At 59.1% G+C, this 20780-nt stretch carries 18 protein-coding genes; 2 read left to right on the top strand and 16 right to left on the bottom strand.

Features of this window, described 5'->3' with window-relative positions; translation table 11 throughout:
• Positions 1-117: 117 nt before the first annotated feature.
• The gene (locus tag LOH54_RS05745) at positions 118-963 is read left to right on the top strand and encodes an OmpA/MotB family protein (protein ID WP_231021081.1); all 846 of its coding nucleotides are present in this window, start codon (positions 118-120) and stop codon (positions 961-963) included.
• Positions 964-1613: 650 nt separating this feature from the next.
• Here the strand turns inward: LOH54_RS05745 and arfB are convergent.
• The 3 genes from arfB to LOH54_RS05730 are packed head-to-tail and all read right to left on the bottom strand — an operon-like array spanning position 1614 to position 2520.
• Positions 1614-2027: an alternative ribosome rescue aminoacyl-tRNA hydrolase ArfB gene (gene arfB / locus LOH54_RS05740; protein ID WP_231021080.1), complete on the bottom strand. Its 414-nt coding sequence runs from the start codon at positions 2025-2027 to the stop codon at positions 1614-1616.
• 6 nt (positions 2028-2033) lie between these two features.
• Positions 2034-2201 carry a hypothetical protein gene (locus LOH54_RS05735; protein ID WP_231021079.1) on the bottom strand — a complete coding sequence of 56 codons (168 nt, stop codon included), beginning with the start codon at positions 2199-2201 and terminating at the stop codon, positions 2034-2036.
• A gap of 43 nt (positions 2202-2244) precedes the next feature.
• A complete protein-coding gene (locus tag LOH54_RS05730; RefSeq protein WP_231021078.1) occupies positions 2245-2520 on the bottom strand; it encodes a DUF503 family protein in 276 nt (91 codons plus the stop codon).
• 320 nt (positions 2521-2840) lie between these two features.
• On the opposite strand from LOH54_RS05730, the gene LOH54_RS05725 reads away from it, so the two are divergent.
• Entirely contained in the window at positions 2841-3671 is an 831-nt protein-coding gene (locus LOH54_RS05725; protein WP_231021077.1) for an SDR family NAD(P)-dependent oxidoreductase, read from the top strand.
• Here LOH54_RS05725 and LOH54_RS05720 read toward each other — a convergent pair.
• The 13 genes from LOH54_RS05720 to gltB all read right to left on the bottom strand — a co-directional run bounded on the left by LOH54_RS05720 (position 3654) and on the right by gltB (position 20685).
• Positions 3654-4427, bottom strand: a complete 774-nt coding sequence (locus LOH54_RS05720; protein ID WP_231021076.1) for a patatin-like phospholipase family protein — start codon at positions 4425-4427, stop codon at positions 3654-3656. The genes LOH54_RS05725 and LOH54_RS05720 overlap by 18 nt on opposite strands.
• Before the next feature lie 70 nt (positions 4428-4497).
• Entirely contained in the window at positions 4498-7314 is a 2817-nt protein-coding gene (uvrA, locus tag LOH54_RS05715) for an excinuclease ABC subunit UvrA (RefSeq protein ID WP_231021075.1), read from the bottom strand.
• Positions 7307-8059: a sulfite exporter TauE/SafE family protein gene (locus tag LOH54_RS05710; RefSeq protein WP_349636721.1), complete on the bottom strand. Its 753-nt coding sequence runs from the start codon at positions 8057-8059 to the stop codon at positions 7307-7309. The genes uvrA and LOH54_RS05710 overlap by 8 nt, the downstream gene beginning before the upstream one ends.
• 128 nt (positions 8060-8187) lie before the next feature.
• Entirely contained in the window at positions 8188-9426 is a 1239-nt protein-coding gene (locus LOH54_RS05705; protein WP_231021074.1) for an ATP-binding protein, read from the bottom strand.
• The gene (locus LOH54_RS05700; RefSeq protein WP_231021073.1) at positions 9413-10066 is read right to left on the bottom strand and encodes a response regulator transcription factor; all 654 of its coding nucleotides are present in this window, start codon (positions 10064-10066) and stop codon (positions 9413-9415) included. The genes LOH54_RS05705 and LOH54_RS05700 overlap by 14 nt, the downstream gene beginning before the upstream one ends.
• Before the next feature lie 71 nt (positions 10067-10137).
• Positions 10138-11136 (bottom strand): tRNA dihydrouridine synthase DusB, encoded by a 999-nt coding sequence (gene dusB, locus LOH54_RS05695; protein WP_231021072.1) that lies wholly within the window; start codon positions 11134-11136, stop codon positions 10138-10140.
• Positions 11137-11392: 256 nt separating this feature from the next.
• Positions 11393-12442, bottom strand: coding sequence for a hypothetical protein (locus LOH54_RS05690; RefSeq protein WP_231021071.1), 1050 nt, complete (start codon positions 12440-12442; stop codon positions 11393-11395).
• 9 nt (positions 12443-12451) lie between these two features.
• Positions 12452-12808, bottom strand: coding sequence for an RNA polymerase-binding protein DksA (dksA, locus tag LOH54_RS05685; protein ID WP_231021070.1), 357 nt, complete (start codon positions 12806-12808; stop codon positions 12452-12454).
• Between the two features lie 8 nt (positions 12809-12816).
• Positions 12817-13275, bottom strand: a complete 459-nt coding sequence (locus LOH54_RS05680) for a 23S rRNA (pseudouridine(1915)-N(3))-methyltransferase RlmH (protein WP_231021069.1) — start codon at positions 13273-13275, stop codon at positions 12817-12819.
• Complete coding sequence (locus LOH54_RS05675) at positions 13266-13889, bottom strand: thiamine phosphate synthase (protein ID WP_231021068.1); 624 nt, start codon at positions 13887-13889, stop codon at positions 13266-13268. The genes LOH54_RS05680 and LOH54_RS05675 overlap by 10 nt, the downstream gene beginning before the upstream one ends.
• Positions 13876-14739 (bottom strand): acetyl-CoA carboxylase, carboxyltransferase subunit beta, encoded by an 864-nt coding sequence (gene accD, locus LOH54_RS05670; RefSeq protein ID WP_231021067.1) that lies wholly within the window; start codon positions 14737-14739, stop codon positions 13876-13878. The genes LOH54_RS05675 and accD overlap by 14 nt, the downstream gene beginning before the upstream one ends.
• 121 nt (positions 14740-14860) lie before the next feature.
• On the bottom strand, positions 14861-16243 hold the full coding sequence (locus LOH54_RS05665; RefSeq protein ID WP_231021066.1) for a glutamate synthase subunit beta: 1383 nt from the start codon (positions 16241-16243) through the stop codon (positions 14861-14863).
• 2 nt (positions 16244-16245) lie between these two features.
• Positions 16246-20685, bottom strand: coding sequence for a glutamate synthase large subunit (gltB, locus tag LOH54_RS05660; RefSeq protein ID WP_231021065.1), 4440 nt, complete (start codon positions 20683-20685; stop codon positions 16246-16248).
• Positions 20686-20780 lie beyond the last annotated feature (95 nt).

The following is a 20780-nucleotide window of genomic DNA, read 5'->3' as shown; positions in this document are numbered from 1 at the left end:
CATTTTTACAGCATTTCTTACCCTGGAACGGCGTAGGAAGGGGGCGTTTCCATGTGCGAGTGCTATTTCCCCTCTTCGGTTATAATGACGGCCATTTGTCAAAAAGGAGTCCCCATTATGAAACTGATTCCGGTGGCCGCAATGGCGGCAGTGATGTTGCTCAGTTCCGGCTGTGTTATGAAGAGTACGCACGAGGCGACGCTGCAGGAGCTGAACCAGACCCGCGTGCAGCTCGGTTCCGCGCAGCAGACCATCAAGGACCAGCGCGACGAGATTGAGCGCAACCAGGCGCAGATCGCCAAGGACCGCGAGGAGATCGCCAAGGGCAAGTCGCAGATCGAGTTCAACAACGTCGAGCTGAGCGAGATGGAGATGCGCAAGCTGCAGCTCCAGCAGGACCTTGAGGCGGCCCGCAAAGAGCTGGGAGCTTCCCAGGAGCAGCTTGAGACCATGAAGCAGATCGAGGCCGAGACGCAGAAACGCAACGAGATCTACGCACAGTTCGTCAAAGAGCTGCAGAAGATGATCGACGGCGGGCAGCTGACCGTCTCCATCGAGAAGGGGCGCATCGTCATCAACCTCCCCGATGAAGTCCTCTTCGCCAGCGGAAGCGCTACGGTCAACAAAGCGGGCCAGGAGGCGCTTGCGCAGATCGCCAAGGCCCTCGCCGCCTTCCCCGACCGCCGCTTCCAGGTCGAGGGGCACACGGACAACGTGCCCATCAAGAGCGCGCGCTTCCCGAGCAACTGGGAGCTCTCCACCGCCCGCGCCCTCAGCGTCGTCCACCTCATGATCGACGAGGGCGTCTCCGCCGACAACGTCTCCGCCGCTGGCTTCGGCGAGTTCCACCCCCGCGCGACCAACGAGACGCCGGAGGGGCGCGCCCTCAACCGCCGCATCGAGATCATCATGCTGCCGAACCTGGAGATCCTCTCCAACGAGCTGCCTAAGCTCGCCGAGTAACGCCTACGCGGGCGCGCTGTGCCCGCATCCTCCCCCGTATCACCTTTTTATCTCCTCCAGAAACGACCTTCTCCATTTAATTTTGCTTTTATTTTTTAGGAGTTATCATGACTCTAGTACGTACTAGAGATCTTTAACAAGGTACCGCAAAGGAAGCCAATGAATCAAACGAATTTATTGGTGGTTTTGGGTCCCTCGTCGCAAGAGGATGCCGCCCCTAATACAGAGTTGGGGTATGGGCTGAAACGCGACGAAGGATCGGGTAAGCGAAGTAAGATGCTTTTCTGAGTCAAGGTGAAGCCGGGTCGAAGCAGCCAATAGAGCTCGGCGCGCATGACAGTGCAGCGCCACCAGATGTGACCGCGGTCACTTCGCCTTTCACAGACAAGATGCCGGGCAACCTCGCTCCAGAGATTGGATACGTCGCGCCGCTTAAATCGGGCTCGCGACACACTGAGAGGTCATATGCCCCTTCGGGAGTTCGGCATCTTACTAAAGGGTGCACCGTATGCACCGCCTGGGCCAAACATACCGCCCATGGGAGCACAGAGGCTCCCACCGCTGCCGTGTGAAGCGGGAGCGGCACTTCAAATGACAGACTCCCTGTTCCCGCGCTTTTATTAGAATGCGATTGGCGCGCTTTCAGCAGTTCAGTCGGCGACTTTGCCTCGCAGCTTTTTTTTCTCTCCGTGTTTCTTTTTCGACTGCAATCTTTTTTTGACAGACCCCTTCGTCGGTTTGGTCGCGATGCGCTTCTTTTTGGAGACGTTGACGCTCTTGATCAGCTCTACTAAACGCTCCAAAGCCTCCTCTTTGTTCTGTTCGCGGCTGCGGTGCTGCTGGGACTTGATGACGACGATCCCCTCTTTGGTAATGCGGCTGTCTGTGAGGGCGAGCAGGCGCTCTTTGTAAAAAGGCGGCAGTGAGGAGGCGGCGATGTCAAAGCGCAGGTGGATGGCCGCGGAGGTCTTGTTGACCTTCTGCCCGCCGGAGCCCTGGGCCCTGATGGCCTCGATCTCGATCTCATCCTCGCTGAGGCTCACATTGTTGGAAATGGTCAGCATGGTTCCCTAGAACGAAGACATCAGGATGTTATAGAGCAGGTAGACGATGATCGCGATGGCGAAGGCGCTGAGGATCCAGGTGCGCTTGTTCGAAGAGAGCGGTTTTTCATAGTCGCTGGATTCATCCAGCTCCGGTTCGCGTTCGTCGAGTTCGGAGAGCGGTTTGTCGGCCATAGTCATATCCTTTGGTGAACTTTTACCTCCCATTATAGCGTGACTACAGCTCGTCATACTCCATGCCGTATTGCAGCTCGGGGAAGTGGCGCTCCAGCATCTGTTCGATGGCCTCGCGGTATTGCGCCGCGGCCCGGGCGTCCGGGGAGAGGAAAATGAGGGCGATGTCGGCCTCTTTTGGGTATTCGCCGCTGATATCCATGACGGAGACGTTGAAGCTCTTCAACCGCTCCTTGATGCTGTTCGTGATGCTGCGGCGTCCCTTGAGAGAGTGGACATAGGGGAGTTCGAAGTGCAGATCGCAGTGACAGATGATCATAAACACCTTTTATTATTTTTGTTATTTTATAATAAGAATATCATAGATATGTCTGATATAATTGCCATCTTGATGCGATGAAGAGAGAATAAAATTTTTCAGAGGTAAAAATTGTGAAAGCGTTTACACAAAAGGTTTGCCCTGTCTGCGGTGCGGGACAAGCTTTACGGCTCAAGCGTACCTTCGTTGAGAAGTACCTGCTGTTCAGAAAAAGAAAATACAAGTGCCATAACTGCCACCACATCTACCACGGCTAACTATCCATCATCCCCCCTGCGCGCCATACGCCCCCTTTCACGGAGGCAGGCTATAATGGCGCCATGAAAAAATCCATCCTTATTACCGGCTGCTCCAGCGGCATCGGCTATGAAACGGCCCTGACGCTTTTCAGACAGGGTTATGACGTCTTTGCCACGGCGCGTGCCCAGGAAGATGTTCTCAGGCTTATCTCGGAGGGGCTTAATGCCCACCAGCTCGATGTCACCGACCCCGACAGCATCGACGCGGCCCTGAAATGGGTCCTGGAGCAGACGGGCGGCACCCTCTACGCCCTCTTTAACAACGCAGGCTACGGCCAGCCCGGCGCCCTCGAGGACGTCCCGACCTTCGCCCTGCGCGAACAGTTCGAGACGAACGTCCTCGGACTGCACGAGCTGACCCGCCGCGTCCTCCCCCTTATGCTCGCTCAGGGGTACGGGCGCATTTTGCAGCACAGTTCGGTACTGGGACTCGTCTCGCTGCGCTTCCGCGGCGCCTACAATGCCAGCAAGTACGCCATCGAGGGGCTCTGCGACACCCTGCGCCTGGAGCTGGAGGGCACGGGCGTCCACGTCGTCACCCTCAACACGGGCCCGATCCGCTCACGTTTCCGCGACAACGCCATCAAAATGTTTGAAAAGAATGTCGACACGGCGCAGAGCCGTTTTGCGGACGTGTACCAGGAGGAGGTGTACAAGCGCAAAGCGAACAAGGAGGAGAAGGACCGCTTCACCCGCGATGCGGACGCCGTGACCCGTAAAGTTATCAGGGCCCTGGAGGCGGAGCGCCCGGCCCCGCGCTACCACATTACCGGCGCGACGACCTTGCTCGCGCTTTTCAAACGCCTGCTGCCCACCCGGGGGCTCGACGCCCTGCTACGCAAGATCCAGTAGTCCCTTTTCCAGCGCCGCTTCCGCTTCGCGTCGCCCCGCGTCAAAGGCATCATCGAGCTTCGATGTATCGAAGATATTCATCTCTGCGCACCCCTGCACTTCCAAATAGGCGTCCGCAAAATGCTTCGACGCCTCGACGTTGGCCGCCATCATCAGTATGAGGGCACGGTAGGTCGTCTGCATGACGTTTTTCGGCTCTTGGGGCAGGATGGCGTTGACATTGATGCCGAGGATGGGCAGGCCCTTCGCTTTGAGGGCCCGCACCGGCATATTGTCCATGAAACCGCCGTCGCCGAGGCGCATCCCCCCGTAGGATACGGGGGCAAAGAAGGGGATGAGCGACGAGGAGGCTGCGGCCAGCTTGGCAATGGGGCCTTGGTCAAAGTAGCGGATCGTCCCCGCCGTCAGGTCTGTCGCGGCGATGACGCAGGGGGTTTGGAGATCCTCGATGTGGGTCACGGAGAGGTGGTGCGAGAGGAGCCGTTCGATCCCCTTGAGGGCGAACACCCCGCCCTGCCGGAAATGGCGCACAAGGTCGATGCGCCGGAGCTCGCGGTAGATCTCCAGGACCTCCCGCGGGGTACGGCCGTCGCAGAGCAGCACCCCGGCCAGGGCTCCGCCGCTGCTGCCGGCGACGGCGGCAATATCATACCCCTGCTGCTGCAGGACCTCGACGACCCCCAGATGGGCCACGGCGCGCACGCCGCCGCCCGATAAAGCAAGCGAAATCTTTTTTGGCGCTTTCTCCGTTCCCATAGACTCTCCCTTTGCCCTGTAGCGTTTAGGCAATCATGCCATCTTCATGGATACAGTTACTACTTGGCGCTTACTGCGCTGGGAGTTCCTTCTTCAGGTACTCGCCGGTGTAGCTGCCGGTGTCGTCGGCCATTGATGCCACCGTTTCCGGGTCGCCGACGGCGATGATGCGGCCGCCCTTGCTGCCCCCTTCTGGGCCCATGTCGATGATGTAGTCGGCGTTCTTGACCATATCGAGGTTATGCTCGATGACGAGAACGGAGTTGCCCAGTTCGACGAGGTGGTGCAGCACCTGGGTGAGGCGGTCGACGTCGGCGAAGTGAAGCCCCGTCGTCGGCTCGTCAAGGATATAGAGGGTGTTGCCCGTATCTTTGCGGCTGAGCTCCTTGGAGAGCTTGATGCGCTGCGCTTCCCCGCCCGAGAGGGTGACGGCGTTCTGCCCCAGGGTGATGTAGCCCAGGCCCACGTCATTCAGCGTCTTGAGGATCGCCTTGATCTTCGGGATGGCGTCGAAGAAGGTCAACGCCTCCTGGACACTCATGTTGAGGACGTCGGCAATGGACTTGCCCTTGTACTCGATCTCCAACGTCTGCGGGTTGTAGCGGCTGCCGCCGCAGGCGTCGCACTTGACCATGATGTCGGGGAGGAAGTGCATCTCGATCTTGAGCTCCCCTTCCCCCTGGCACTTCTCGCAGCGGCCGCCCTTGACGTTGAAGCTGTAGCGGCTCGCCGTGTAACCGCGGATCTGGGAGAGCTTCGTCTTCGCAAAAAGGTTGCGGATCTCGTCCATCAGCCCCGTATAGGTCGCCGGGTTCGAGCGCGGGGTGCGTCCAATGGGGCTCTGGTCGAGGTAGATCACCTTGTCGAGCTGCTCCAGCCCCGTGATCTCGACGCCGGCGACGGTGTGCACCTTGCGCGCGCGGTTGAGCAGCTCCCGCGCCGTCGGCAGCAGGGTCTGCAGGATGAGAGAGCTCTTGCCGCTGCCGCTCACGCCGGTGACGCAGACGAGGTTCTGCAGCGGGATGCGGGCGGAGAGGTCCTCGATGTTGTTGATGGTGACGTTCTTGATCTCGATCCACTCCGTCTGCTCGCGGCGGTAGAAGTACTCGATCTTCTTCTTGCCCGTCATGTAGGCCGCCGTCTCCGTCTTTGCCTTCATGAGCTGCTTGAGGGAGCCCGAGAAGACGACCTCCCCGCCAAACTGCCCCGCCCCGGGACCGATGTCGATGATGTGGTCGGCGTGTTCGATCGTCTCCTTGTCGTGCTCGACGACGATGACGGTGTTCCCCTTCTCCTGCAAAGAGCGCAGGGTCCGGATGAGTTTGAGGGTGTCGCGTTCGTGCAGGCCGATGGAGGGCTCATCGAGGACGTACATGACACCCGTCAGCCCGCTGCCGATCTGGCTGGCGATGCGGATGCGCTGCGCCTCGCCCCCGCTGATGGTCCGGGCGTCGCGGCTCAGCGTCAGGTAGCCGAGGCCGACGTCGAAGAGGAAGAAGAGACGTTCGCGGATCTCGTTGAGGATGGGCGCGGCGATCATGCGGTCCTGTTCGCCGAGGAAGGCGAAGGTGTCCTCGGCCGTGAACCAGCGGTAGGTATCCTCGATGGGTTGGGCAATGACCCCGCTGATCTTCTGCCCCGCCACGTCGACGGCAAGGCTCTCCCGGCGCAGGCGGTGGCCGCCGCAGACATTACAGACCTTCTCGCTCATGTAGTCCTGGATATCCTTCTCGTCCTTGAACATGTCATAGGCGATACGGATGATCCCCGGCCAGATCCTTTTCACCAGGTGGTTCTTCCACTTGAAGGTCACTTCGTTGATGCTGCCGTGCAAAATGGCCTTCTTCTGGTGCTCCTCCAGTTCGCGGAACGGGACGGTGATGTCGATCCCCTCCGTCTCGCAGAAGCCTTTGAGGAAGGTGAAGTAGTACCCCTTGTTGAAACCGTAGACGATCTTGACGGCACCCTTCTCGATGGAGAGATCCCCGTCAATGATCTTGTCGTGGTCCAGGGCGTAGCGGATGCCGAGGCCGTCGCACTCGGGGCAGGCACCCTTGGGGGAGTTGAAGGAGAAGCTGAGCGGCTCGAGGGGCTCGAAGCTCACCTTGCAGTCAAAACAGGCGTTGTGCTCGCTGTAGTGGATGATGTTCGCGGTCAGGTCCATCTCGGTATGGTTCATGATCTCGACTTCGACCTCGCCGTAGCTCTCCTTGAGCGCCTTTTCGACGTCCTGGGCGATCCGGTCACGGTTCTCATCCTTGATGACGACACGGTCGATGACGACCTTGATGGTATGCTTCTTCGTTTTGGAGAGTTCGATCTCCTCGTCGAGGCGGACCATGACGCCGTCGACCATCGCCCGCACGAAGCCTTTGTGGCGCAGCCCCTCGATCAGGTCGGCAAAGGTTCCCTTCTTCTCGCGGATCAGCGGAGCAAGGATGACGGCCTTGGAGCCTTCGGGGAGCTTCTGAACCTGCTCGATGATATCCGCGGCGGACATCTGCGAGATCTCCTTGCCGCAGAGGTGGCAGTGCTGGACACCGATGCGGGCAAAGAGCAGGCGGAGGTAGTCGTAGATCTCGGTAATGGTCCCGACGGTCGAACGGGGGTTCTTGGAGGTCGTCTTCTGGTCGATGGCGATGGCGGGGGTGAGGCCGTCGATCTTGTCGACGTCGGGCTTGCCGATGCGGTCCAGGAACTGGCGGGCGTAGCTGGAGAGGCTCTCGATGTAGCGGCGCTGTCCCTCGGCATAGAGGGTATCAAAAGCGAGGGTCGATTTGCCCGAGCCCGAGAGCCCCGTACAGACGACCAGCTTGTTCTTCGGCACTTCGAGGGAGATATCCTTGAGGTTATGCTCCCGCGCGCCCGTGATCGTTATCTTATCCATGCTTCACCACCAATCTGTAGAAGAAGTATCCGATGACCACCAGGTAGAAGGCGATCATCAGGAGTTTGTGTTGTTTGACCGGCACAACGTGCTTGAGCCAGATTCCGCCGAAGACTCCCGCCATCGACGCGACCCCGATAATGACGCCGTGGTAGTAGTCGACGTAGCCGCCCGCCGAGAGGCTGATGAGCCCAGAGATGGAGGAGAAGACGACAAAGAAGAGGCCGGCGGAGATGGCATTCTTGAGCGGCACATGCAAGAAGCCTGCCAGAATAGGCACCAGCAGAATGGAGCCCCCGACACCGATGGAGATGGAGAAAGCCCCCAGCAGCAGGCCGATGACGAAGAGCAGCACCGGGTGCGCTTTTTTGATCTCCTGGTCGTGATCGACGGTCTTGAAAAAGAGCCGCCCCAGGGCAAAGAGCACAAAGCCCATGAAGATCCACTCGAGCGTGCGTCCGGAAAGGGCGCTGACGATGAAGCTGCTTCCCAGGGCCCCGACCGCGCCCCCGACACCGATAGCCAGGACCATCTTGACGTCGAGAGTACCCTTTTTCAGGTTCAGGTAGCTGCCGTAGATGGAGCTGAAGACCATCTGCACGACGGAGATACCGACGGCGCTCTTCATGTCGAAGCCGATGAAGAGCAGTGCGGGGACCAGGATCGTCCCGCCGCCGATACCGAAAAAGCCCGACAGCGCGCCGACGCCAATGCCCAAAAATACAAGTTCGATAATCTCTGCCATCTGCCGCCCCGTGTGTTGATTCGCGCGATTATACAGGAGGCACGGTAAAGTGGGGGTTACATCTGTAAAGGAGTTCGCAGAGTCAATCTGCGGTGAAGCGACGGCAGCATGCCGCCGCAAGGGTGACGCTACTGCGCATCACGCTCCTGCTCGACCGCATCGAAGGTGATCAGCGTGCTGAAGCGGCCATCATGCTTTCGGGTCTCATAACGGTACCCCAGTTTGTCGGCGAGACGGTTGATCATCCGGGACCCGATGCGGGAACTAAAAAGGGTCTCGTCGCTTTTGGTGCCGATCTCGTTGACGATCTCCAGCCGCTTTTTGTCCGGATCGACGATCGTGCGGATGGCGGTGTCGTTCTTCGTATGCATGAAGATGTTTTCAAAGACGGCCTGCAGCACCTTTAGAATCGCCGCTTTGTGGATGTAGAGGGTGAAATCCTCCTCGAAGTTCGACACGATCGTCAACCCTTTCTTCTCCAGAATCGGCTGGAAGACCTGCTGCATCAGCCGACACTGCTCCTGCATCGGCACGTCCTCCCTCCCCTTGCGCATATCCCACTCGATCTCTTTGAGGAAGATCAGCTCTTTGAGCTTGCTGCTGACCGTCGCGATGTCCGCTTCGCTCTCGGCGACGAAACGCACTTTTTCGAAGGCGTCATCCTCGGCGAAGAGCGACAGACGCGCTTTGAGCACGGCGATGGGCGCTTTGATCTCGTGCGCCGCCTCCTTGAAGATGTTCTGTTTTTCCCGGCAGAGCGACCGGTTGGCACGCTGCAAAGCGATGATCGCATGTTTCAGCTCGTTGACTTCCGCCGGACCGCTGCACGACGGCAGCGCTTTTTCATCCCCGGCACCGGAGCGGCAGTAGCCTACCAGGCAGTGCAGCGGGCGCAGCAGCCGCGTCAGATATAACCAGAACAGCAGGACGAACAGCAGCAGGAAAAGCCCGAATACGGCCGCCAGGTGCAGGGCGAGGTCACGGCTTTTTTGTTCGATCCGCAGGGTATTCGAACGCACCTTCAGGTAGCGGCCGTCGGGCAGTACGGAGACGACGGCGACCTCCTCCGCTTCCGGCGGCAGGGTCTCGGTCATTGTGAAGGTCAGATCGTCAAAGTGATCGACGAAGGGTGCGCTGTGGTAGGCTTCGAGCAGATGGAAGTTCTGTCGGATCGTTTCGGCGTCGTTCAGGTAGAATTTATGGCGGACGACGTCCTCGGACAACACGATCAGCGACTGCCGCAGATTGCGTTTAAGCTCGGCGTGGTAGCGGTAGACGACATAGCTCCCGAGCAGTGCGAAGGTGACGACGCTGCTGAGCAGAAAGTACGAAATGACCATCCGCTGCAGGCTTCTACTCCCTTTCAATGACGTACCCCCGCGTCTTGACGGTCTTGATAATCGCTTTGGGCAGTTTTTTGCGGATGTTCTTGACCGTCGCGTCGATGGTGTTGGAGGCGATATTCTGCGGATTGACGTAGAGGGCGTCGAGCAGTTCGTCCTTGGAGATGATCTGCCCCTGCTTCGAAAGAAGGTAGAAGAAGAGGTCATTCTCTTTGCGGCTGAGTACGATCTCCTCCCCCGCGCTGCGGATGGAGCGGCCCAGCATATCACATGTCAGGCCGCATACTTCGACATGGGGCGCTCCCTGGTGTCGGCGCGCCAGCGCATGCACCCTCGCCAGCAGTTCCGCGTTGTCAAAGGGTTTGTCGAGGTAATCGTCCGCCCCCAGGTTAAGCCCCGCGATCTTCTCCGCGATGGCGTCGTAGGCGCTGACAACGATCACTCCCGTTTCGCTGCTTCGCTGCTTGATCTTTTCGATCAGCGACATGCCCACGTCGACCCCGTTTATATTGCGGTCGAGCAGGACGACACTGTAGCAGTAACGCTCGATATACGCCAGTGCATCGCCCAGTTCGGAGACGATATCGACACGGAAATGGCGGGAGAGGTAGCCGCCGACCAGTTCGGCGAGGACGGCATCGTCCTCCAGCATCAGGATTCGCATGCGTTTCTCCTCCCCTTTGCAGTGAGTGTAGCACGCCAGTGTTAGGGAAGTGTTAGGAAAAGCCCCTCAGCCTATTCGTAAGCGCAGGCGATCGACGACGCCTCCGTCGCCTCCCCGACGTAGCGGCTCTCTTTGAAAAAGCCATCGATGAGGCTCCTAAACGCCGCCACGTCGTCGATGCGGTTGACGTCGTTGCGCAGGGCGGAGGCACCGGCGTACCCCTTGGAGTAGGTATGGATATGTTTTCGGAACATCGGGACCCCCCGCGCGCCGTAAAACTCGATCATGCGGTCGTAATGCTCCATGATGATCTCGTAGCGGATCATCGGGTCGATGGTCGCGCTGCCCGTTTTGAGCTGGTGGAAGATCCACGGCGCGCCGACGGCGCCGCGGCCGATCATGACGCCGTCAGCCTTGGTATGCTCCAGCACCCACTGCGCCTTCTCGTAGCTGTCGATGTCGCCGTTGGCGATCACGGGGATGGAGACCGCCTGCTTGATCTCGGCAATGGCGTCGTAGTCGACCTCCGCCTTGAACTTGCCCGCCCGGGTCCGCCCGTGCACGGCGAGGAAGTCCGCCCCGCTCTCCTCGACGATCCTTGCGATCTCGAGGTGATTCTTCTCGGCAAATCCCAGGCGGATTTTGACCGAGGTGAGCGGCTTGTTCGACGTTGATTTGATGGTCTCGATGATCCGCCCCATCTGCGGCAGGTCTTTGAGCAGAGAGCTGCCCGACCCGTGGCTGACGACCTTGGGGACGGGGCAGCCGCAGTTGAGGTCGATGATGTCGATGTCATCCTGCGCGTTGAGGATCTCGACGGCGCGGCGGACGATCTCCGTATCGGCCCCGGCGATCTGGACCGAATAAGGGTCCTCGTTGGGACTGCGCTCGAGCATCTTGAGGGTCTTCTGCGAGCCGTAGGCCAGGGCGTTGGAGCTGAGCATCTCGCTGACGGTGAGATCCGCGCCGAACTTTTTCACGACGCTGCGAAACGGCAGATCGGTATAGCCCGCCAGGGGCGCGAGGACATATAGAGGTTTGGAGAAATCAAGAATGTCTTTTAAAATCATACGCGTATTTTAGCAAAAAACGGGGTGAGAAAGTGTGCGCTCTGGAAGAAGTGCCCTTGGGGTACGAGCTCTCCGCCGAGGAGGACTCAGCGTCAGCGTAGGTGTCCGGGCTTTCGAGGAAACATCGCTACGCGAGCGGTACCCTTGTTTTCGAGGAAACATCGCTACGCGAGCGGTACCCTTGTTTTCGAGGAAACATCGCTACGCGAGCGGTACCCTTGTTTTGCCCGGCTGCCGTATAAGTTCCGAAGGCCTGTCAGGCCTTCGGAGAATAATTCTGCAGCATCATGTTCGCAAAACGCTTGACGTCATAATGCTTGTTGCACGCCTTGAGATCGGCGTAGGCTTTGAACAGAACGTATTCGTTCTCCGCCGTGATGTGCAGCAGCTCTTTGGCCCGGTCGACCATCTCGAGGTCGAAGAGCGTAAAGAGGTAGCCGTCCAGGGCCTTGTCGTCGTTGTCCGAGAGCATCTCGAAGACGGCGATGCGCTGCTCGGGGAGCATATGCTCGCCCATCACGACGCCGAGGTAGAGGTAATCCAGCGAGGAGAGCCCTTCGATCCGGGTGACGAAGTCCACCACCGTCGCGTTCGGCACGGAGAGGGTGTTCTCCTCGGCGTTGATGCGGTTGACGATGGAGAGGGCCGCTTTGAAGGTCATGTAAGGGCGGTACTTCTCCAAAATATGCAGCGGCGCGAAGACGCTGAGCTGCTCGAAGGCCAGCGCGTGGATCGCCGCATCGTAGCGTTCAGGTTTCGAGAGGACCGTTTCCGCATCGAGTTTGCCTTCGGCCAGCTGGTTGATATGGTTCTGGCGCACCAGGGGATTGCCGCTGGGGAGGTTGAAACGCTTGAGGTCGGCGCTTTCGCCCTTCTCGATCAGCTGGATCGCCTGGATGATCGCCCCGAGTTTGGGATGTTCGATCCCCTCAAGGTTCTCATCGGGCAGCATCCGGGAGTGATCGGCGATCTCGCCCATCAGCGCGTAGCGCTCCGTTTTAAAAGCGTGTCGGCGATCCTCTTTTTGCAAGAAGGCGTCGGCGACCGCGTCGAGCAGGTGGGCGTAATCCTTTTCGTACTTGCGCAGGCGTACGCTGCCGACAACGGAGTAGAAGAGCATATGAGCAAGGGTGCCGGCATAGAGCAGCAGCATCGCCAGGGCGACCCACACGGCGACCGGCAGTGACGGGAGCATAATGCCCAGCAGCTCGATGTGGATGCTCTCTTTCGATACGAAACCGTAGACGAACCATCCGAGCATAAAGATCAGCAGCAGTGCGGCGATACTGTAGCGTTTGATATACATGCGTCCCCCTTACTTGGCGCTGTTCTTCTCGGCAATCTCCCTGCAGTCAATGCAAAAACGCGCATGCGGCTTCACTTTGAGACGCGCAAAACTGATCGGCTCCTCGCACATCTCGCAGATGCCGTAGGTGCCTGCGCTGATCTTGCTCAGCGCCAGTTCGATCTCGAGCAGTTCGGTCCCCTGCTGTGTCCCGATCGCGGTATCAACCATATTGTCGTTGCTGATGGCGGCGTAATCGCCTTCGTCGTTCATTTCAACGTCGCTCAGACCGTCCAGTTCCGCCTCGACGCCGGAAATGTTCTTCATGATCTGCGCTTTGCGTGCGCGCAGAATCTCCTCGAAATATGACAGTTCGCTGTTTTGCACGGGTGTCCTTATTTGTGGTAGGGGTGGTTGTTCAGGATCGTGAATCCGCGGTAGATCTGTTCCAGCAGGACCGCCTTGGCGATCTTGTGGCTCATCGTCAGCGGCGACAGGCTGATCACCTTGTCGCAGCGCCGAAGAAACGCGTCTTCGAATCCGAACGCCCCTCCGATATAAAATTGCACCGACATTTTATCACTAAGGAGCTTACTGAATTCGAAACTGTCGATTAATTTTCCATCAGGATGCAACGCAATCGAATATCCACGGTTTAAATAGGGCTCAAGACTCTCCGTATAGGCCTGTTTTGCGGCCTCTTCGCCTATTGTGTGTGCTTTGGTGACGTTTTTGCCGAAAATTTCGACGTCATTGACCTTGGCGAAGCGCGAACTCATTTTTATAAGTTCTTTGTATAACGGATCGTAGATGGACCGCTCTTTTTTGGCGATGGAATAGAGGGTCACTTCCATCGCTGCGCCTCCGCAATGATCGCACTGCCCATCACCCGCATCCGCGCATGGGCAAAGCGGTCCTCAAAGCCGACCCCGCCGATAGCCGCGACCGGGTGGACGGAGGCAGACGCCAGGGTATCCAGGTCTTCGCCCAGGACCGCCGCATCCGTTTTGGTTCCCGTCGCCCGGAAGGCTCCCAGCCCGATGTAATCGATCCCGAGCGTGTTGGCCGTCGCGATCTCCGTGGCATTATGGGTGGAGAGGCCGATGACGCAGTTGCTGCCCACTTCCCGGCGCAGAGATTGCACCGCTGCGGCGGCATCTGCACCGATTCCAAGCAGATCATCCTGGCCCACATGCACGCCGTCGCACAGTGCATGGAGCTGCCAGCGGTCGTTGATGATCAGCATCCCGTCCCACAGCCCCCGAAGGCGCTCCAGCGCGGCTTTGACGACGTCGGTCTCCGCAGCTTTGTTCCGGTACTGGATCAGCGAGACGTCCAGCTGGCGGCAGGCTTCGACATAGGGTTCCAGGTCAAGGGCATGGGAATCGAGCAACGCCTGGTCGCAGAGGGCGTAGAGGGCGTTGGACGGGAGGGAGGTGAAGAAGGCGTCTATTTCACTGCGCGTCATGGTCGGCCGAAGCAGGCAGCATCATGCGGATCAGGTCCGCGATAGTCTCTTTGAGCTCGTTACGGTTGACGACCATATCGATGGAGCCGTGCTCCAGCAGGAACTCCGAGCGCTGGAACCCCTCGGGGAGGTCCGAACCGATCGTCTGCTTGATAACGCGCTGGCCGGCGAAACCGATGAGCGATCCCGGCTCGGCGATGATGATGTCGCCGAGGGTCGCGAACGAGGCGCTGACCCCGCCCATCGTCGGGTCGGTCAGAACAGAGATGAAGGGGAGTTTGTGTTCGCCCAGGCGTGCCAGAGCGGCGGAGGTCTTGCTCATCTGCATCAAGGAGTAGGTACTCTCCTGCATCCGCGCCCCGCCCGAGGCGCTGATGATGACGACACCCTGCTTTTTCTCGATGGCGCGGTGGATGGCACGGGTGATCTTCTCCCCTTCGACGGAGCCCAGCGATCCCCCCATAAAGGCGAAGTCGAAGACACAGAGCTGCACGTTCACGCCGTTCATCGTACATTCGCCGCTGACAACGGAGGAGCGGCGTCCCGTCTTCTTTTCCCCCTCTTCAAGGCGTTTGACGTAGCTTTTCTTGTCCACGAACTTCAGCGGGTCGACCGGCGCAAGGTTCGCGTCGAACTCGACAAAGCTCCCCTCGTCCGAAAGCAGTTCGATGCGCTTGTCGACGTTGATACGCATATGGTGACCGCATTTGGGACAGACGTAGTTCTGGTTTTCAACCTCTTTGTAGTACATCAGGGAGTTGCATGAGGGGCATTTGACCCAGTGTGCCGGTGCCTCGCTCTTGGTAGGCTGCTGTCGGGACGTGCCGCCGAAAAGGTTGAAAAGGTTCATCACGTATCCTTCGGGGTTCGGAAATAGTTTTGATTGATTGGGGGAATTGTAGCGAAAAAGTGCCCAGACTTCCCCTAAATGCTCAGGGGAAGCGGTAGAGAAACGGCGCTGAAAAGCGCCATTATTTCAGCAGGCTTCTGACGATGGAGCGCGCCGCTTCGCGGCCGTCGTAGACGGCGTTGACAACAAGGTCCGCGCCCCGGTAGCAGTCACCGCCGGCATAGATGCCCGACGTGGAGGTCTGGTGGTTGTCGTCGATGACGATCCCGCCCCAGGCGTTTGTCTCGATGCCGTTCTCCGCCAGGAAGGAGGGGACGGAAGGATCGAAACCGAGGGCGAGGATGACCACGTCGGCGTTGACCGTAAAGTCGCTCCCTTTGACCTCTTCCATCCGCTGGCGTCCGCTCTCGTCTTTGGCACCCAGGACGGTTTTGACCATCTCGACGCCGACGGCGCGGCCGTTTTCATCGAGGAGGATCTGCTTCGGCGAGGCCTGGAACTGGAAATCCACGCCCTCTTCCATCGCGTTTTTGTACTCTTTCTGGCTGCCCGGCATATTGTAGGCGTCACGGCGGTAGAGACACTTGACGCTGCGCGCCCCTTCGCGTTTGGCGGTACGGACACAGTCCATCGCCGTATCCCCGCCCCCGATGACAACGACGTCGAGGTCTTTGAACTCAAACTTCTTGTCGTAGGCGCGTTTGAAATTCTTTTTCTGAATTGCGGTGAGGTACTCCATCGCCATGTAGACGTTCGGCGCCTTTTCACCGGTGATGCGGGCCGTCTTGCCCTTCGTTGCACCGATCCCGATAAAGATGGCGTCGTGGCCGTTGACGATCTCCTCGAAGGTGATGTCTTTGCCGACTTCGCACTCCAGGACCAGTTCCATCCCCGCCTCTTCGAGCAGTTTGACGCGGCGGTCGACGATCTTTTTGTCGAGCTTGAAGTTCGGGATGCCGTAGGTCATCAGTCCACCGGCGCGGTCGGCACGCTCGTACATCGTGACGGCGATCCCCGAACGCAGCAGGTAGGTGGCGGCAGAGAGGCCCGCCGGGCCGGAACCGATAATCGCGACCTTCTTGTCCGTCGTGATCCCCGGGAACTCCGGTTTCAGGCCCGCTTTGAAGCCCTCCTCGTTGATGAACGCCTCGACCGCACCGATCGTGATGGCGCCGTGGCCGTCATTGAGGGTACAGTCCCCTTCGCACAGACGGTCCTGCGGGCAGACCCGCCCCATGACCTCCGGGAAAGGCGACGGCTCGTTGGAGAGCTTGAAGGCGAACTCCAGGTCGTTTTCGGCGACGGCCTTGAGCCACTGCGGGATGTAGTTGTGCAGCGGACACTTGTTCAGACAGTAGGGGTCCCCGCACTGGACACAACGGTCGCTCTGCGCCCCCGCCTCGTTCTTGTTGAATACTTCGTAGATCTCTTTAAAGTCTTTGACACGGTCGACCACCAGGCGTTTCGCGGGATCGATACGTCCAATCGTTAAAAATTCTCTCATTCTTAGTCTCCCTTTTCCTGGTTGAGCGGAAGTTTGGTCAGGTTTTTAGGACGGACAAGCCAGAAGTTGCGGATCTCTGTACGGAAATTGTCAAGGATCATGCGCCCCTTCGAGCTGCCCGTTTCGTTAATATAGTCTTTGAGCAGGCGCTTCAGATAGTGGCGCGCCTCGTCGCCGTCGTCCGTATCGATGCGGACCGCTTCAACCAGTTCGCGGTTAACGTTCTCGATGAAGTTGTGGTCCTCGTCGAAGACGAAGGCGATCCCGCCCGTCATCCCCGCACCGAAGTTAACGCCGGTACGGCCCAGAATGACGACGATACCGCCGGTCATATATTCACACGGGCTGTCGCCGGTGCCTTCAACGATGGCGAGCGCACCGGAGTTACGGACGGCAAAACGTTCGCCGACGGCGGCATTGACATAGAGCTTACCGCCCGTCGCACCGTACAGACAGGTGTTCCCCCCGCCGCTGAAGCTGCCGCCTTCATGCACCGACTTGATGACGATCTTGCCGCCGTGCATCCCTTTTCCGATATAGTCGTTCGCGACGCCCTCGAGGCTCAGGTTGACCCCGTTGATCAGGAAGGCACCGAAGGCCTGTCCCGCCACCCCTTTGAGGCGGATGTCGATCGTACCGTCGGCCAGACCGGCATCGCCGTAATAACGGGCGACTTCACCGGAAACGCGGGCACCGAAACTGCGGTTGAGGTTGCTGATGTCCCGTGTGATGCGGACCGGGTGCTCCGGATGCTTGATCGCGCTGCGTACCTCTTCGAGGACCTCTTTTTCAAAGGCGTTGTCGTCGAACGGTTCGTTGGACGCGACCTGGCAGGTATCGACGCCCGGTTCGCGGTGCAGCACGTTGCCGAAGTCGAATTTCTTCGCGAGCTCGTCGTCGATGACCTTGAGCAGGTCGCTGCGGCCGATCAGTTCGTCAAGCGTTTTGTAGCCCAGCTGCGCCATGTAGCCGCGGATATCCTCGGCGAGCAGTTTGAAGTAGTTGACGATCTGCGCGACGGTACCTTTGTAATACTCTTTGCGCAGCTTTTCGTTCTGCGTTGCGATCCCGACGGAACATTTGTTGACGTGACAGATCCGCAGCATCTTACAGCCGACAATGGCGAGTACGCCCGTACCGAAGGCGTAGCTTTCCGCACCGAGCAGCGCCGCCTTGAGGACGTCGAGCCCGGTCTTGAGCCCGCCGTCGGTCTGGACGTGGACCATCTTGCGCAGGTCGTTGGCCTTGAGGGCATTGTGCGCTTCAGAGAGGCCCAGCTCCCACGGGTTACCCGCGAACTTGATGGAGGTGAGCGGTGCCGCACCGGTACCGCCGTCGCCGCCGGAGATGATGATCTTGTCAGCATAGGCCTTCGCGACCCCCGCGGCGATCGTACCGACGCCCGCCGTGGAGACGAGCTTGACGGAGATCTTCGCGTCCGGGTTAACCTGCTTGAGGTCATAGATGAGCTGCGCCAGGTCCTCGATGGAGTAGATATCGTGGTGCGGCGGCGGCGAGATCAGGGTGACGCCCGGCACGGTATGGCGCAGGCGCGCGATAAGCGCCGAAACCTTGTGGCCCGGCAGCTGGCCGCCCTCGCCCGGTTTCGCCCCCTGGGCGACTTTGATCTGGATCTCCTCGGCCGAACGCAGGTAGGCCGGGGTGACGCCGAAGCGGCCCGATGCGACCTGCTTGATCTTGGAGTTGAGCACGGTTTTGAAGCGCGCGGCGTCTTCCCCACCCTCACCGGAGTTGGACTGACCGCCGATAGTGTTCATCGCCTCGGCGATGCACTGGTGCGCCTCGGGCGAGATAGAGCCGAGGCTCATCGCCGCAGAGCTGAAGCGCTTCGTGATCGCTTCAGCCGGTTCGACCTCGCTGATATCGATCGGCGCCCGGTCGGATTTGAGTTCGAAGAAGTCGCGGATGAACTTCTGGCCGCGATTGTTGACGACCGATTTGAGGCGTTCGAAATCCTTCGGATCGCCCGACTTGCTCAGTGCATGGATAGCGTGGATGACCTGCGGACCGAAGTCGTGGTACTCCTGGCCGTTGTAGAACTTGTAGAAGCCCCCGATCTTGAGCGGGAAGATGCTGTTGAATCCGAGATCGTCATACGCCTCTTCATGCGCTTTTTTCAGACGGACATCGATGTCCGCGTAGCCCAGCCCCGGGATATGGCAGTGCGAATCGCCGAAACAGTCGTCAACGATCTCGCGGCTGAGCCCCAGGACGTCGAAGAGGCCCGAGTTGCGGTACGACGCGATCGTGGAGATCCCCATTTTGGACATGATCTTGAGCAGGCCGGCGTTCAGGGCACCGTGCACGGATTTGAGCGCTTCGCTGCAGGGGATATCCTCCAGCGGCTTGCTCGTCTCGACCATATTGACGGCAGTGGAGAAGAGCAGCTCCGGGAAGACCGCGCTCGCACCGTAGGCGATCAGCGTCGCCGCACCGTGGGAGTCGATCACTTCGGAGGAAACGGCGACGAGGGAAACCAGGTGGCGTACACCGGCGTCGAGCAGAGCGCTGTTGAGGCGTCCGACCGCCATCAGCATCGGGATGGTACGGTGGGTGGCATCCAGACCGCTGTCCTCAAGGATGACGATCCGGATGCCATCTTTCTTGACCGCCTTGGTCACGGTTTTCACCAGGGCGTCGAGGGCCGGCTTCAGCTCCCCTTCGAAGGCCGTGGAGAAGGTCGCATTCTTGTAAAAAGGCTGGAAGCGCGGCGAATTCTCGTTGCCGTAGGATTTGAGCACCTCGAGTTTCTCGTAGGTGACGATCGGCGAGATCGCCTTGAGGCGGTGCGCATGCGACGGCAATTCGTCCAGGATGTTGTGCGTCTCGCCGAAACCGGTGTTAAGGCTCATGACCACCTTCTCGCGGATCGGGTCGATCGGCGGGTTTGTAACCTGGGCGAACTTCTGCTTGAAGAAATCGCTGAAGTGGCGCTGTTTGGAACTGAACGCCGCCATCGGGGTGTCGTCTCCCATGGAACCGACCGCTTCCTTGCCGTCGCGGATCATCGGTTCGATAACCTGCTCGATCACCTCTTCGGTGATGTTGAAGTAGCGCTGGCGGCGGACGAGGTTGTCCTTGTCAAGGATGCAGTGCCCGCTATACTGCTCTTCGACGTGTTCCTGGAGGTAGACCATATGTTCGTTAAGCCACTTCATATAGGGCTGTGACGCCTTGAGGTAGTCGTTGATCTCCGCGTTTTTGAGAACCTTGCCGAATTTGAGGTCGAGACCGATCATCTCGCCCGACTGCAGGCGGCCGCGCTCTTTGATGTTATCTTCATCCAGGTCGATGACCCCGTACTCGCTCGTGATAAGGAGGGTGTCATCGTGGGTGACGATGTATTTGGAGGGGCGCAGACCGTTACGGTCGAGGACACAGCCGATGTAGCGGCCGTCGGTCAGCGAGAAGGCCGCCGGACCGTCCCACGCTTCGAAGACGGTCGAGTGGTACTCGTAGAAGGCGCGCAGGTCCGGGTCCATGTGCGGCGCGTTCTGCCACGGCGCAGGGATGACGGCGCGGGCCGCTTTGAAGAAATCCATGCCGTTGGCGATCAGGAACTCGAAGAAGTTGTCCGCGCTCGCGCTGTCGGATGCACCCGGCTGCAGGATTGGCAGCAGACGCTCAAGCTCTTTTTTCGTGAAGATCTCGCTCTTGATCGACTCGGATTTGACGCGGACGTTGAAACGGTTCGCCTCGACGGAGTTTATCTCGCCGTTGTGCGCCACGGCGCGGAAGGGCTGGGCCAGGCGCCATTTGGGCAGCGTGTTGGTGGAGAAGCGCTGGTGGAACAGGGAGAAGGAGATCTTGAAATCGGGGTCCTGGAAATCCTTGTAGAACTCCTTGATGTGCGTCGGCATCACCAGGCCCTTGAAAGAGATGACCCGCGACGACATGGAGGGGATGTAGAAATCCTCGTCGTGCTCCAGGGCATGTTCCGTCTCTTTGCGGCTCAGGTAGAGCAGCGCGTCAAAGCGCTGCGTCGCCATGATGGAGTTGGGGACGATGAAGACGTGGTAGATGTAGGGCTTCGTATCCAGCGCCTGCTGACCGAGCGCGTTGTCGTCGACCGGGACCTCACGCTTGAGGATGACCTTCAGGTCGTTTTGCGTACAGGTATCGCTGAGCACTTCGAGGTGCTTTTTGACGCGGGTAAATACGGTCGCGACCGCATACATCTCCGGGAGCTCCACACCCTCGGCTTGCGCGATCTTGCGCATAAACGCCGTCGGCATGGAGAGCAGCAGCCCGCTCCCGTCTCCGGTTTTTCCGTCTGCGGCGATCGCACCGCGGTGCATCATCCGCTCAAGTGCCGTGATGGCACGTTCGAGCGTCTCATGGGACGCCCGGTTGTCGATATTGGCAATCAGGCCGAAACCGCAGTTGTCTTTAAAAGAACGTAACAGGTCAGAATATTCCACTCGGTTCACCTTTATTTAAGCATATATTAAGCACATTTCCCGTATTTAGAAAAGTGCCGATTGCTAATATTGTACTACAAAACGCTTTAAAACTT

It is taken from the genome of Sulfurimonas sp. HSL-3221 (assembly GCF_021044585.1).
In the GTDB taxonomy this organism is placed as follows: domain Bacteria; phylum Campylobacterota; class Campylobacteria; order Campylobacterales; family Sulfurimonadaceae; genus Thiomicrolovo; species Thiomicrolovo sulfuroxydans.
This window is presented reverse-complemented; position numbering and strand designations above follow the sequence as displayed.

Bases quoted from the DNA above. Each gene is read 5' to 3' on its own strand.
- LOH54_RS05700 (WP_231021073.1), bottom strand. From the start codon at position 10,066: ATGCGAATCCTGATGCTGGAGGACGATGCCGTCCTCGCCGAACTGGTC.
- LOH54_RS05725 (WP_231021077.1), top strand. From the start codon at position 2,841: ATGAAAAAATCCATCCTTATTACCGGCTGCTCCAGCGGCATCGGCTAT.
- LOH54_RS05675 (WP_231021068.1), bottom strand. From the start codon at position 13,889: ATGACGCGCAGTGAAATAGACGCCTTCTTCACCTCCCTCCCGTCCAAC.
- accD (WP_231021067.1), bottom strand. From the start codon at position 14,739: ATGAACCTTTTCAACCTTTTCGGCGGCACGTCCCGACAGCAGCCTACC.
- LOH54_RS05710 (WP_349636721.1), bottom strand. From the start codon at position 8,059: ATGGCAGAGATTATCGAACTTGTATTTTTGGGCATTGGCGTCGGCGCG.
- LOH54_RS05745 (WP_231021081.1), top strand. From the start codon at position 118: ATGAAACTGATTCCGGTGGCCGCAATGGCGGCAGTGATGTTGCTCAGT.
- arfB (WP_231021080.1), bottom strand. From the start codon at position 2,027: ATGCTGACCATTTCCAACAATGTGAGCCTCAGCGAGGATGAGATCGAG.
- uvrA (WP_231021075.1), bottom strand. From the start codon at position 7,314: ATGGATAAGATAACGATCACGGGCGCGCGGGAGCATAACCTCAAGGAT.
- LOH54_RS05735 (WP_231021079.1), bottom strand. From the start codon at position 2,201: ATGGCCGACAAACCGCTCTCCGAACTCGACGAACGCGAACCGGAGCTG.
- dusB (WP_231021072.1), bottom strand. From the start codon at position 11,136: ATGATTTTAAAAGACATTCTTGATTTCTCCAAACCTCTATATGTCCTC.
- LOH54_RS05720 (WP_231021076.1), bottom strand. From the start codon at position 4,427: ATGGGAACGGAGAAAGCGCCAAAAAAGATTTCGCTTGCTTTATCGGGC.
- LOH54_RS05730 (WP_231021078.1), bottom strand. From the start codon at position 2,520: ATGATCATCTGTCACTGCGATCTGCACTTCGAACTCCCCTATGTCCAC.
- LOH54_RS05680 (WP_231021069.1), bottom strand. From the start codon at position 13,275: ATGGAAGTGACCCTCTATTCCATCGCCAAAAAAGAGCGGTCCATCTAC.
- LOH54_RS05690 (WP_231021071.1), bottom strand. From the start codon at position 12,442: ATGTATATCAAACGCTACAGTATCGCCGCACTGCTGCTGATCTTTATG.
- LOH54_RS05665 (WP_231021066.1), bottom strand. From the start codon at position 16,243: ATGAGAGAATTTTTAACGATTGGACGTATCGATCCCGCGAAACGCCTG.